Raw genomic sequence first — 13,281 nt, 5'->3', positions numbered from 1 at the left:
TAGTCAGCAAAAATGCGATAAAAAACCTAGTAATCAAGGCGGTCTTTGTTACAATCGACGGCTAATGATGAATTACAGAGCAGAACTAGTTTTGTCCTATCGTACACGCGTTAAAATTTGTGGCATAACTCGCTTAGCAGACGCCCTAGCCGCCATAGAGTTAGGTGCAGATGCACTAGGTTTTGTCTTCTATGCACCCAGTCCACGAGCAGTGACAATCGCTCAGGCAAAAGCCATTATTGCGGCATTACCCCCCTTTGTAACAACCGTTGGTTTGTTTGTTGATGCAGAGGTGACGGAAGTGCAACAAACACTGGCAGAAGTCCCCTTGAGTTTATTGCAATTTCATGGTGATGAGCCGCAGAATTATTGTCAACAATTTGCCAAACCGTGGATTAAAGCCTTAAGCATGCAGCCTGATGTGGATATTCACGCTAAAATAGCTGCGTATGACCAAGCCTCAGCCATTTTACTCGATGCTTGGCATCCGCAGTTAAAAGGCGGGACGGGAGAGTGTTTTGACTGGCGACATTGGCCAAAAAGTCAAAAACCTCTCATTTTGGCAGGTGGGTTGACCCCTGAAAATGTTGCGGAAGCTATCCATCTTACGCAACCTTATGCTGTTGATGTCAGTGGTGGTGTGGAAGCAAGTAAAGGGATAAAAGAGTTCACGTTATTACAAGCCTTTATGGCAGGAGTCAATGCAGCATGACTGCGATTAACTTTAATCAATTTCCAGATGCCCGTGGCCATTTTGGAGTACACGGTGGCCGTTTTGTATCCGAAACCTTAATGGCTGCCTTATTGGATTTAGAAAAATTATATGTTCGATTAAAAGATGATGCTCAATTCCGTGCAGAATTTGACCGTGATTTAGCTTTTTATGTGGGTAGACCCTCACCACTCTATCATGCCGAGCGTTGGAGCCGAGAGTTAGGTGGTGCACAAATTTATCTAAAGCGTGAAGACCTAAATCATACAGGCGCACACAAGGTAAATAACACCATTGGTCAAGCACTATTAGCGAAGCATTCAGGTAAAACCCGCGTGATTGCCGAAACAGGTGCGGGACAGCACGGCGTGGCAACGGCAACTATTGCAGCACGTTTAGGCATGGAGTGTGTGGTGTATATGGGCGCAGAAGATGTCCAACGTCAAGCCATGAATGTCTATCGTATGCGCCTGTTGGGGGCAACGGTTGTGCCTGTCACCTCAGGGTCAAAAACGCTTAAAGATGCCATGAACGAAGCCATGCGTGATTGGGTCACGAATGTCGACAACACCTATTATGTGATTGGTACTGTCGCAGGGCCTCATCCGTATCCGATGTTAGTCCGTGATTTTCAGTCCATTATTGGTCGTGAAGCACGCCAACAATGTTTAGCACAAACAGGTAAGCTGCCAGATGCCTTAGTGGCGTGTGTGGGTGGGGGGTCTAATGCGATTGGTCTGTTCCACCCATTTTTAACCGACGAATCTGTCGCCATGTATGGTGTAGAAGCAGCAGGTGATGGTGTTGACACGGGTCGCCATTCTGCACCATTGTCCGCAGGTAAAATTGGGGTTTTACATGGTAATCGTACCTACTTAATGACCGACCCTAATGGCCAAATTATTGAGACGCATTCTATTTCTGCGGGGTTGGATTACCCTGGTGTTGGCCCCGAGCATAGCTGGTTAAAGGATATTGGGCGGGTTAATTATGTCGCCATTACAGATGATGAAGCGCTAGCCGGTTTTCGTCATGTCACCCGCACCGAAGGTATTATCCCTGCTTTAGAGTCGAGCCACGCCTTGGCTTATACCCATAAACTCGCCCCTACTATGGCGAAAGACGAAATTATTATTTGTAATTTGTCAGGTCGTGGGGATAAAGATTTGCTGACAGTTGCCAAATTAGATGGTATTAGCGTTATTTAAGTCAAAAATTGGGACAGCATAAGTACAGGGTTACTGTGTTTGTCCTGAGTGGTTTTAGACGTGCGTGATGGTTATTTTAATGGAATAGTCATCAGGTATTGTAAAAACATTCTACTTCAAGTTAGTTGAGAATTATGTCCAGAATTGCCGCATGTTTTGCTAAGCTCAGCGCCCAGCAGCGTAAAGCCTTGATTCCTTATATTACCGCAGGTGACCCGCATCCTCAGCATACTGTTGCCATGATGCAAGCCTTAGTAGCAGGCGGTGCGGATATTATTGAGTTAGGCGTGCCTTTCTCTGACCCGATGGCAGATGGACCAACGATTACCAAAGCGCATGAGCGTGCACTCGTCCACGGCACGAGTACAGCCGATGTGTTAAAAATGGTGGCGGAGTTCCGTCAAACTAATCAAGAAACCCCGATTGTACTGATGGGCTATTTGAATCCCCTAGAAATTATTGGCTATCAGGCCTTTGCACAAGCAGCACAGCAAGCGGGTGTAGATGGGGTATTAACCGTCGATTTACCGCCTGAAGAGGCTGAGTGCTTAAGTGCTATCTTTGCGGAACATCAAATTGACCCGATATTTTTGTTAGCGCCAACGACAACCGATGACCGTATCCAGCATATTACTCATATCGCAAAGGGATATGTATATTATGTGTCCCTCAAAGGAGTGACAGGCTCTAGCGCGTTAGATGTTGATGCGGTTGCCGAGCGTGTGGCACGTATTCGTCAATACAGCCAATTACCTATTGGGGTCGGTTTCGGTATTAAAGATGCGGCTTCTGCTGCGGCTGTTGCGGCGCATGCTGACGGGGTTGTCGTGGGGTCGGTATTAGTGAACCGCATTGCGGAATTAGGACACACCCCTGAGCATATTCCCCAAGAGTTACAGCGTTTAATGGCGGATATGCGCCAAGCAATGGATACCGTTTAACAGTTAGAGGTTTGCGCCATGAGCTGGATAGGCAAGATTTTACCGAATGCGAGCAGAAACAACGTCGACGAGCGTAAAGTGTCTGTCCCAGAAGGGGTATGGCGTAAATGCCCTAAATGTGATGGAGTGCTGTATCAAGCGGAAGTTGAACGTAACTTACATGTTTGTCCCAAATGCGACCATCATTTGCGTATCAGTGCCCGTCAACGTATTGACTTATTTTTAGATGGCGAAGGGCGCGAAGAAGTCGCCATGCAGTTGCTGCCCGAAGACCGATTAAACTTCAAAGACAGTAAACGTTACGTTGACCGTTTAGCTGATGCACAAAAAGAGACGGGTGAAACCGACGCACTTGTTGCCGTCAAAGGGACTGTTAATGGCATGCCTGTGGTCGTGGTCGCTTTTGAATTCAATTTTATGGGCGGCTCTATGGGGGCAGTCGTAGGCGCACGTTTTGTGCGTGCGGCTGAAGTGTCACTGCGTGAAAAGATACCTTTGATTTGTTTCTCCACCTCAGGTGGGGCACGTATGCAGGAAGCCCTTTTTTCATTGATGCAAATGGCACGTACATCGGCCATGATTGAGCAGTTAAAATTACAAGCAATACCTTACATTTCGGTACTCACTGACCCTGTCTATGGCGGAGTATCAGCAAGTTTGGCCATGCTGGGCGATATCAATGTCGCTGAGCCTTATGCCTTAATTGGTTTTGCTGGCCCGCGAGTGATTGAACAAACGGTCAGACAGGTATTGCCTGAAGGGTTCCAGCGCTCGGAATTTTTACTAGAGCACGGTACTGTAGACATGATTGTACATCGTCATGAAATGCGCGATACCCTATACCGTATTTTATCTAAATTAATGGGGCGTGCGGTTTAACCTTAGCCTATAGTCCCCATACGAACCCCCATGAGCCTTTCATCATGACGACATCATAACGGCGTATCATTGGGGCGTTTTATTTGAAAATATTCATTAGTAACTTCGCATGTCTTTAGAACTTCAAACACTGTCAGATTGGTTGCGCCATTTAGAAGGACAACATGTTAAGTCCATTGATATGGGTTTAGAACGTGTACAACGTGTGGCCGATGAGTTATGCGTTTGTGACTTGGGGTGTCCTGTGATTACGGTCGCAGGGACAAATGGTAAAGGCTCGACTGTGACGACACTGACAGCTATTTATCAACAAGCGGCGTATCGAGTAGGGACATATACTTCACCACATATTCACTTATTTAACGAACGTATCGCCCTAAACGGACAGATGGTCGATGACCAAACCCTAATCGCTGCCTTTGTTCAGGTTGAGGCTGCGCGTGAGCGCGCTGCGATATCATTAACCTATTTTGAATTTACTACCTTAGCGGCCTTTTATATCTTTCAACAGGCAAAGTTAGATATTGTAATTCTAGAAGTTGGCCTAGGTGGGCGTTTAGATGCTGTTAATATCATTGATGCCGATGTGGCAGTCATTACGTCTATTGGTATAGACCACACAGATTGGTTAGGTGATACCCGAGAAGCGATTAGCCGCGAAAAAGCAGGGATATTTCGCTCGCAGCGGCCTGCGATTTGTGGTGATTCAAATCCGCCACAACCTTTATTAGATTACGCAGCAGAATTAGCTGTGCCGTTGCAACGTGTTGGCCAAGACTATCGCTATCATGTTCAAGAGAACTCATGGTCATGGTCTAATAATCAGCATCATTATGAAGGCTTGGCTATCCCCAAATTAGCGATAGCAAATGTGGCAACTGCCTTGGCCGCCGTACACGCCGCTCCCTTAGTCGTTGATGCAAAAACTATCCATATCGCCATTCAGCAGGCACAGCTCGCAGGTAGAGCCGAACGAATTGTCTATCACGGCAAAGAAATCATCTTAGATGTTGCACATAATCCTCACGGTGCAGCCTTTTTTATGCAACAATTACCCCATGCCTCACACAGAACCCTAGCCGTATTTGCGATGTTGGCTGATAAAGATATAGCAGGTACGCTAGATGTCTGTTTGGGGATGGTAGATGAATGGTTTATTGCGGGCTTGTCTGTCCCCAGAGGTACAACGGCTCAACAGCTTGCTCCATTGCTTATTGAGCGTGGCATGCATATAGGTGGAACATATCATTCTGTGGCAGCGGCAATCCGTAGTGCGTGCCAGCATGCGCAAACAGGCGATAGAATCTTAGTATTTGGCTCTTTTTATACTGTAGCTCATGCTAAACAGTGGTTACAGACACATTAAATTATGGATACAGCAGTTAAGCAACGTCTTTTAGGTGGTCTCGTTCTTGTCACGGGTGCTGCTATTTTATTGCCTCTTATGTTAGATGGTTCTGGTGCAAAACTATTAAGCCATTTAGAGCCTATTCCTGCCAAACCTGTTGCAGCAACGGTATCACCGACAGAGCCAAAACTGAATCAACAGCAGCAAGAAGCGGAAGCTGCGATTGATGAAGCCAATCAAACAGACCCTGAGTTTTACTCTTTAACGAAACCAGACACCCCCGTTGTTGCAGCCGTTCCTCCTGTTGCAAAAACACCAGAGCAGTTGGCTGCCGAACAAGCTGCACGAGAGCGTGCTGCCCAACTTTTAGCCAGTCCTGACGAAATCTCGGTAGAAGAAGCACAAGCCCAAAAACAAGCGGCAGATAAAATAGAGCGTGATTTAGAAAAACAAGCCCAAACGCAAGCCGTAACGCCAATCCTGACGCCAGCGGATAATCATTTGCAAGCCATCGACGCCCAACAAAAAGAAAAAGAGCGTCTAAAAAAGTTAGAAGCCGAAAAAGCCTTGGCAATATTAGAAGCTAAAGATAGTCAAGCGCAAAAAAATGCCGAAAAACTAGCTCAAGAAAAAGCAAAAAAGGCTGAAGAACAGCTCAAAGCGGATAAATTTGCGCAAGAGCAACTAAAAGCTGACAAAGAAGCACAACTGAAAGCCGAAAAATTAGCCGCTGACAAAGCGAAAGCAGACGCCAAAAAGAAAGAAGAGGAAAAAGCTAAACTCGCACTAGAGGCTAAAAAAGCGGAAGATAAAGACAAAGCAGAGCGTTTAGCGGCGGAAAAGGCAGAAAAAGAAGCACAACTCAAGGCGGATAAACTAGCGGCTGAGAAAGCTAAAAAAGCGAAGGAAGAGAAGCTCGCTCAAGAACAAGCAAAGGCTGAAAAATTAGCTGCTGACAAAGCGAAAGCAGACGCCAAAAAGAAAGAAGAGGAAAAAGCTAAACTCGCCTTAGAAGGCAAGGCTAAAGAAAAAGCAAAAGAAGAAAAGTCACAATCGGCATGGGTCGTACAAGTGGCCAGTCTCAGTGATAAAAACAAAGCGGAAGGTTTGAGCGCCAAATTAGCCGCCAAAGGTTATCGTAGCCGAGTGGTGAAAAGTGGCGACACTTGGAAAATTGTTGTTGGGCCAGAACTCGAAAAAGAAACCGCGAATAGCTTAAAGGCTAAGATTAGTGCCGAAAGTGGCTTGGGTGTGTCTGGCGCATGGGTTGCACCTTGGAAACCCTAAGTACATTAAATGGCACATTATGGTTGTTAATTTTAGGCTGTCTGTTAATTCTGTTTGTCGCACTGCTGTTTAGGGGGACAAATAAAAAAGATGAGCCTATGGATGTTGATGACATGGCGGTGTGGCCTTATGTGCCGAGAGAGTTGATGACCCCACCCGAACGTGTCTTGTATGTGCGTTTACGCCAAGCCTTGCCAGAGTATTTAATTTTTAGCCAAGTACAGTTATGTCGAATGATTGAAGTGTCTCCTGAGGCCGATAAACAGTCATGGTTTAATCGTATCAATCGTATGAGTGTTGATTTTGTGATTTGTGCGCCAGATGGTGCGCGTATCTTAGCTGCTATCGAACTAGATGATAGTAGCCATCAACGTGCTGACCGTGTGAAAGCAGATAACAAAAAAGACAAGGCTCTTGCTTCGGCGGGCATTCGTATTATTCGCTGGCCTGTCAAAGGTATGCCAAACGCACAACAAATACGTGCCGATTTTTTAAGACGTTGAGAAAGTTATGTCCTTATCTACTTGGGTCGTTGCCTGTGCAGATGGCCTAGAATCCTTATTGGCACAAGAAGTGAGTACCATCGGTGCAACGGTGGTCAAACAAGAACCGAGTGCAGTGTGGGTTGATGCAGACTTAAAAACAGCATATCGCCTTTGTCTGTGGTCGCGCTTGGCTTCTCGTGTCTATAAACCCTTATTCAAAATTCAGAGCGACACCCCCGAAGATTTATACCATGAAGCCAAACAATATCCGTGGCAGGATATTTTTAGCTTAGACAAAACCTTTGCTGTACGCGCTGTCGCTACCAAAGGGGTAGTTGCCCATACACAATATATGGCATTGAAGTTAAAAGATGCCATCGTTGACCATTTTCGTCAACAGACTGGTCAGCGTCCGAGCGTGGATACACAAGCCAGCGACATCAATATTCATGTCTTAATTCAGCCAAGTAGTATTACCGTCAGTTTAGATATGTCGGGGGAAAGTCTACATCGTCGTGGTTATCGACGTATGATTGGTGATGCCCCGTTAAAAGAAACCTTAGCCGCCGCCATTTTGATGCAAGCAGGTTGGCCACACCAAAAATTTGAGGCATTAGTAGACCCCATGTGTGGCTCAGGCACGTTTTTAACCGAAGCGGCCTTAATGTTTGGCGATGTTGCGCCGGGTTTAATGCGTGACTATTTTGGCTTTTTAGCATGGGAAGGCCATCAGCAATCTGTCTGGCAAACCTGTTGGCAAGAAGCTAAGGAGCGTCAGCGTGTTGCGTTAGATAAAACATGGCCTCATCTATATGGTTATGATGCAGACCCCGAAGCACTCAAAGCAGCCACTAAAAATATTCAAGCCGCAGGTCTAAGTCGTTTTATTCAATTGGGTGTGCGAGAGTTAGCCTTTTTAGAGCCAAAGCCAGTCGCGATGGGGCTATTAGTCACCAATCCCCCTTATGGTGAGCGTTTGGGTGAAGATGACACAGCGATTTATTTGTATAAAGCATTAGGACGGCTAGCAAAGGAACGTTTTGGTCATTGGCAAGCGGCAGTATTGGCAGCAAAAATTGAACATGTAGATGCCCTCGGCTTTGAGCATCTGCACACACAAAAATTACGTAATGGCGACCTCAATATTTTTGTCCGACATGGCCAGATACAATCCGTTCCCAGACCGACCCCATACCACTTTAGGGAAGTAGAAAATAGTCAAATCCCACCTGAAGCGGATGGGTTTGCTAATCGACTACGCAAAAATATTCAACACACCTTAAAACAAGCCGAAAGAGAACACGTGGTTTGTTATCGGGTATATGATGCCGATTTGCCTGAGTTTAATATTGCGATTGATATTTATGGCGATTGTTTACACGTACAAGAATATGCCCCTCCCAAAACAATTGACCCTGAAAAAGCGGCAACCCGTTTTAAGTTAGCCTTACAAGTGATTCGGCAAGTGTTTGGTTTACATCGTGACAAAGTCTTTATTAAAGTCCGAGCACCGCAAAAAGGCCAACAACAATACGAAAAACAAAATCAGCGTAATAAACTCAACGAAGTACAAGAAGGCGATGCACGGTTATTATTGAATTTAACGGACTATTTAGATACGGGCTTGTTTTTAGACCACCGTCCTATACGTCTTAAAATGGCGCAACAAGTTGCAGGCAAACGCTTCCTCAATTTGTTTGCGTATACGTGTACTGCCAGTGTGCATGCAGCCTTAGGCGGGGCAGAGGAAACGGTGAGCGTGGACTTATCCAACACCTATCTCAATTGGGGCAAACGTAACTTTGCTCTGAATGGGATTGCCGAACATTATCACCGTTTTATAGCTGCTGATGTAATGACATGGCTCAATGACTGTCGAGAACGTTTTGATGTTATTTTTATCGACCCTCCGACATTCTCAAACTCCAAAAAAATGCATGATGTATTTGATATACAGCGTGACCATGTAGAGTTATTAACCTTAGCGATGCGTTTATTAAATACCGATGGCATCTGTTATTTTTCAACGAATTTTCGTCGCTTTGAATTAGATGAAGTCGCGATGCAATATCTGGTTTTTAAAGAAATCAGTCCAGAAACCATTGGTTTTGACTTTAAGCGTAATGCCAAAATTCATCGTTGTTGGCAGGTGAGCTTACGACCATGATATCGACCTTATTCACCTTGTATGGGACTAAAGGCTGTCATTTATGTGATGAAGCCGAGCAAATACTGGGACAGTTACAACGGGTACAAGCGATTAAATGGCAGTATATAGATATTGCGTTAAGTGAGCGCTTAGTAGAGAATTACGGCCTAATTATTCCTGTACTTCAACATAGCTCAGGGCAAGAATTAAGATGGCCATTTTCTTTGTTAGACGTGGCTGCTTTTAATGCGCAAGTCATGTCATTGTCAGAAGTAGAGCGATAAAAACTAGAGGGTCATTAAGATAATAGAAAGTGATGACTATGTAGGGTTTGGTGCATTAAGCAGCAATAAAACCTCACATTGCTGCCTATTTGTGCAACATGACACAGCTCAAGCAAAAGAAGATTGTTTAAGTTTCTTAAAAGCGTTAACTTTGCATAAAGCATGAAGTTATCATGCTAAGCCTTTGTAATTTATTTAGGCGGAAGTTTTTGGGCTAAGTTCATTACACTATGGATTCAGCGCAAAAACTATGTTAAAAGAAAGATAAGTCCCCCCGACAATATTTGGATTTATGTGAGCTAGCTTTTACTTTGGTGTCTTGTGTTACAACGAGTCACCCTCCATGTAAACTCGATGCCAAAAACAAATAAAGCTACATAAATGATAAAACGGGGGTTCTGGTTTAACTTTCCGAATTCCACAATTGGCATTATGGCCACATAACAGGAAGGCGACTCCGATGGAAGAAAATTTTGATGGCTTAAAAGTCATGGTTATTGATGACTCTAAGACTATTCGTCGTACAGCAGAAACCTTATTACAAAAAGCAGGTTGTACGGTTATCACAGCAACAGATGGTTTTGATGCACTCGCTAAAATTGCAGACTCTAACCCTGACATTATTTTTGTTGACATTATGATGCCACGCTTAGACGGCTATCAGACTTGTGCCTTAATTAAAAATAACTCAGCCTTTAAGTCTACACCTGTCATTATGTTGTCGAGTAAAGATGGTTTGTTTGATAAAGCCAAAGGCCGTATCGTTGGTTCTGACGAATATTTGACTAAACCATTCAGTAAAGAAGAATTGTTTAGTGCTATTCGTCAGTACGTTAAGTCCTAATCTGTCAATAGTGATGATAACGAGGACAGTATGGCTCGAATATTGATTGTAGACGACTCGCCTACAGAGACCTATCGTTTTAAGGAAATTTTAGAACGTCATGGTCATGTGGCTTTAGAAGCAACTAATGGTGCCGACGGAGTGGCTGTCGCTCGTGCAGAATTGCCTGATTTGGTATTAATGGACGTGGTTATGCCTGGTATTAATGGGTTTCAGGCAACACGTCAAATTACTAAAGGTACGGATACAGCACATATCCCTGTTGTCATTGTGACGACTAAAGATCAGGAAACAGACCGTGTTTGGGGTAAGCGTCAAGGTGCACGTGATTATTTAACCAAACCTGTGGATGAGACATTATTGATGGCGGTCATCCAAAATTTAATACCCAATAAATAATAATAGGTAGACAGCATGGCAGCCAAAGGCTTTATCAAACTACTCGAGATAGCCGAACGTTCTAAAAAACGTGGAATGGGTTTGCTGGGGCAGGGAGCTGATGCTTGGACAGGTGTAGGCTTCATGCTGGCTGGAGAGTATTTTTTAGCACCCATAGGCGAAGTTGCTGAAGTTCTTAAAGTGCCGCGTTATACCATGATTCCTGGTGTAGAGTCGTGGATGAGGGGCTTGGCAAATGTTCGTGGTCGGTTGTTACCCATTTCTGATATGTTGATGTTTATGGGGCGTAAAACCAGTCTGAATGAACAAAAACGTCGGATTGTAGTTGTCGATCATCAAGATATGTTTACAGGCCTAGTTGTCGATGAAGTATTAGGGATGCAGCATTTTACCGCTGTTGATTATACGCTTGACATTAAGGCGCCATTTGTTGAAGCAGCCCCGTTTGTGCAAGGGGCTTTTGTGCGTGATGGCCGTACTTGGTATGTGCTGTTATTAAGCCGTTTAATAGAAGATCCGCGCTTTATAAAGGCTGCTGTAGCTTAGACGAAGTGCGATTTAAAGAGAATAAAAACAGGTTTAGGGGAGATCTGTCCACTATGAAATCACCAGTGCAAAATTTGCGCAAATCTCTTGTAGGGATTAACTTTAAGAGCCTGTTGTCTAAAAATACGTTTAAGGCAATCTTTAGTCGTAATTTCTGGAAGTCACTTGCAGATACGCCAGATGCGACCCGCTTCTTATTAGCGTTTATTATCTTCATTTTATTAACTGCTGGCTCCTTTGTGGTTGTGGCTAAAAAGAGCTCGACAGGTCGTCAGATGATTCAACATGCTTCTGAATTGCGTGTGTTGTCCCAAGATATTGCTAAAAACGCGACAGAAGCGGCATCGGGCAACCAACAAGCCTTCGAATCACTCAATAAAGCAGCGCAAGAATTTGAGCGTCGCTGGACGGCATTAAAGTCTTTACACGATGAGTCTTATGCGGATACTAAAGCGGTACAAGCTGTATGGGATCGCGTTTCTAAAAATATTCAGGCGGTGAGTGCTGGCGAAAAAACGGTTAGTAACTTACATGATTTAGTCGCAGGTATCGCCGATGCTGTGCCTGAATTACAAGCAGAAAATGATGCCATCGTTGATGCTATGGTGGGTTCGGGCGTCTCTTCTTCACAAGTCGTACTCGCCAAACAACAATCGGTATTAGCAGAACGTATTTTACGCTCCGTGAGTAGCGTGCTAAATGGTGATGAAAATGCAGTGATGGCAGCCGATGACTTTGGTCGTGACTCCGAGACCTTTGGTCAAGTATTGAATGGGTTATTAAAAGGTGATCCTGAGCAAGGTTTAGCCGCAGTACAAGATCAGCAAGCAAGAAGTTCATTGGTTGCAATTAGCAAGTTGTTTGAAAGCTCAGTACAACAAGGGGCTAACGAAATTTTGCAATCTTCGCCAGAATTGTTCCAAGTACGTGAGGCCTCCTCAGCTATTTTCCGTGATTCGCCAGAATTATTATCTACCTTGACTAAATTGACACAAGTCGTTGACGAAGAAGCAAACGCCGTACTAGCCACCGCAATTGGTGTATTATCGTTGGCTGCTACGTTAATTTCCTTATTCGGCTTTATTCGTGTTCGTGCCCGTCAAGACCGTGAACGTGCGCAAGCAGAAGCAGAAGCAGACCGTCAGCGCGCAGAAACGGTGGAATTAGAAAACCAACGTAACCAATCTGCGATTTTACGTTTGTTAGATGAATTAGGCGACTTGGCTGATGGTGACTTAACCGTACAAGCAACGGTATCCGAAGACTTTACGGGTGCGATTGCGGACTCTATTAACTATTCTATTGACCAGTTACGCCAATTGGTATCCACCATTAACCAAACTGCCGTACAGGTATCCGCTGCTGCGCAAGAAACACAATCTACTGCGATGCACTTAGCCGAAGCCTCCGAGCATCAAGCTCAAGAAATTGCGGGTGCGTCTGCCGCGGTGAATGAAATGGCGGTTTCGATTGACCAAGTATCTGCAAACGCAGCCGAATCTGCAGTCGTTGCGGACAGATCTGTAGCCATCGCCCATAAAGGGGCGGATGTGGTACAACGTTCTATCGAAGGTATGGATACGATTCGTGAACAAATTCAAGAAACCTCTAAACGTATTAAACGTTTGGGTGAATCATCACAAGAAATTGGTGACATCGTTTCTCTGATTAACGATATTGCTGACCAAACTAACATTCTCGCGTTGAATGCGGCCATTCAAGCGTCGATGGCGGGGGAAGCAGGTCGTGGCTTCGCGGTGGTTGCCGACGAAGTACAACGTCTTGCGGAACGTTCTGCATCAGCGACTAAGCAGATTGAACAATTGGTTAAAACCATTCAATCCGATACCAACGAAGCGGTTATTTCCATGGAGCAAACCACATCTGAAGTTGTGCGTGGTGCTCGATTAGCACAAGACGCGGGTGTGGCACTGGAAGAAATTCAAAGCGTTTCGCGTAACTTAGCGGACTTGATTCAAAACATTTCTAACGCTGCGCGTCAGCAAGCAGCCTCTGCGGGTCATATCTCTAACACGATGAATGTTATTCAAGAGATTACGACACAAACAACCGCAGGTACCATTGCAACCGCACGCTCGATTGGTAACTTAGCAGAAATGGCCGCCGAGTTACGGTTATCTGTATCTGGCTTCAAATTACCAGAGTATGCCTAACGGGAATTGATTGTCTGTGATAGGA

Annotated in this window: 13 protein-coding genes; all 13 read left to right on the top strand. The window is 44.9% G+C overall.

The window, feature by feature from the left end:
- Positions 1-67 precede the first annotated feature (67 nt).
- Entirely contained in the window at positions 68-712 is a 645-nt protein-coding gene (locus C8N29_RS13345; RefSeq protein ID WP_107866569.1) for a phosphoribosylanthranilate isomerase, read from the top strand.
- Complete coding sequence (gene trpB / locus C8N29_RS13340) at positions 709-1,920, top strand: tryptophan synthase subunit beta (protein WP_107866568.1); 1,212 nt, start codon at positions 709-711, stop codon at positions 1,918-1,920. Before C8N29_RS13345 ends, trpB begins: the two co-directional genes overlap by 4 nt.
- Before the next feature lie 134 nt (positions 1,921-2,054).
- Positions 2,055-2,861 carry a tryptophan synthase subunit alpha gene (trpA, locus tag C8N29_RS13335; RefSeq protein ID WP_107866567.1) on the top strand — a complete coding sequence of 269 codons (807 nt, stop codon included), beginning with the start codon at positions 2,055-2,057 and terminating at the stop codon, positions 2,859-2,861.
- 18 nt (positions 2,862-2,879) lie between these two features.
- Positions 2,880-3,740 carry an acetyl-CoA carboxylase, carboxyltransferase subunit beta gene (accD, locus tag C8N29_RS13330; RefSeq protein ID WP_107866566.1) on the top strand — a complete coding sequence of 287 codons (861 nt, stop codon included), beginning with the start codon at positions 2,880-2,882 and terminating at the stop codon, positions 3,738-3,740.
- A 109-nt stretch (positions 3,741-3,849) separates the two neighbouring features.
- The gene (folC, locus tag C8N29_RS13325) at positions 3,850-5,106 is read left to right on the top strand and encodes a bifunctional tetrahydrofolate synthase/dihydrofolate synthase (RefSeq protein WP_107866565.1); all 1,257 of its coding nucleotides are present in this window, start codon (positions 3,850-3,852) and stop codon (positions 5,104-5,106) included.
- A gap of 3 nt (positions 5,107-5,109) precedes the next feature.
- The gene (locus tag C8N29_RS13320; protein WP_107866564.1) at positions 5,110-6,375 is read left to right on the top strand and encodes an SPOR domain-containing protein; all 1,266 of its coding nucleotides are present in this window, start codon (positions 5,110-5,112) and stop codon (positions 6,373-6,375) included.
- The gene (locus tag C8N29_RS13315) at positions 6,351-6,878 is read left to right on the top strand and encodes a DUF2726 domain-containing protein (protein WP_107866563.1); all 528 of its coding nucleotides are present in this window, start codon (positions 6,351-6,353) and stop codon (positions 6,876-6,878) included. The genes C8N29_RS13320 and C8N29_RS13315 overlap by 25 nt, the downstream gene beginning before the upstream one ends.
- 7 nt (positions 6,879-6,885) lie before the next feature.
- On the top strand, positions 6,886-9,027 hold the full coding sequence (gene rlmKL / locus C8N29_RS13310; protein WP_107866562.1) for a bifunctional 23S rRNA (guanine(2069)-N(7))-methyltransferase RlmK/23S rRNA (guanine(2445)-N(2))-methyltransferase RlmL: 2,142 nt from the start codon (positions 6,886-6,888) through the stop codon (positions 9,025-9,027).
- A complete protein-coding gene (locus tag C8N29_RS13305) occupies positions 9,024-9,293 on the top strand; it encodes a glutaredoxin family protein (RefSeq protein WP_107866561.1) in 270 nt (89 codons plus the stop codon). The genes rlmKL and C8N29_RS13305 overlap by 4 nt, the downstream gene beginning before the upstream one ends.
- A 460-nt stretch (positions 9,294-9,753) precedes the next feature.
- The gene (gene pilG / locus C8N29_RS13300; protein ID WP_107866560.1) at positions 9,754-10,137 is read left to right on the top strand and encodes a twitching motility response regulator PilG; all 384 of its coding nucleotides are present in this window, start codon (positions 9,754-9,756) and stop codon (positions 10,135-10,137) included.
- Between the two features lie 30 nt (positions 10,138-10,167).
- Positions 10,168-10,536 carry a twitching motility response regulator PilH gene (gene pilH / locus C8N29_RS13295; protein ID WP_107866559.1) on the top strand — a complete coding sequence of 123 codons (369 nt, stop codon included), beginning with the start codon at positions 10,168-10,170 and terminating at the stop codon, positions 10,534-10,536.
- A 15-nt stretch (positions 10,537-10,551) separates the two neighbouring features.
- Positions 10,552-11,082, top strand: a complete 531-nt coding sequence (locus tag C8N29_RS13290; protein WP_107866558.1) for a chemotaxis protein CheW — start codon at positions 10,552-10,554, stop codon at positions 11,080-11,082.
- Between the two features lie 53 nt (positions 11,083-11,135).
- A complete protein-coding gene (locus C8N29_RS13285; protein ID WP_107866557.1) occupies positions 11,136-13,256 on the top strand; it encodes a methyl-accepting chemotaxis protein in 2,121 nt (706 codons plus the stop codon).
- Positions 13,257-13,281: the final 25 nt, after the last annotated feature.

This window comes from Agitococcus lubricus (assembly GCF_003051055.1).
Lineage (GTDB): Bacteria > Pseudomonadota > Gammaproteobacteria > Pseudomonadales > Moraxellaceae > Agitococcus > Agitococcus lubricus.
This window is presented reverse-complemented; position numbering and strand designations above follow the sequence as displayed.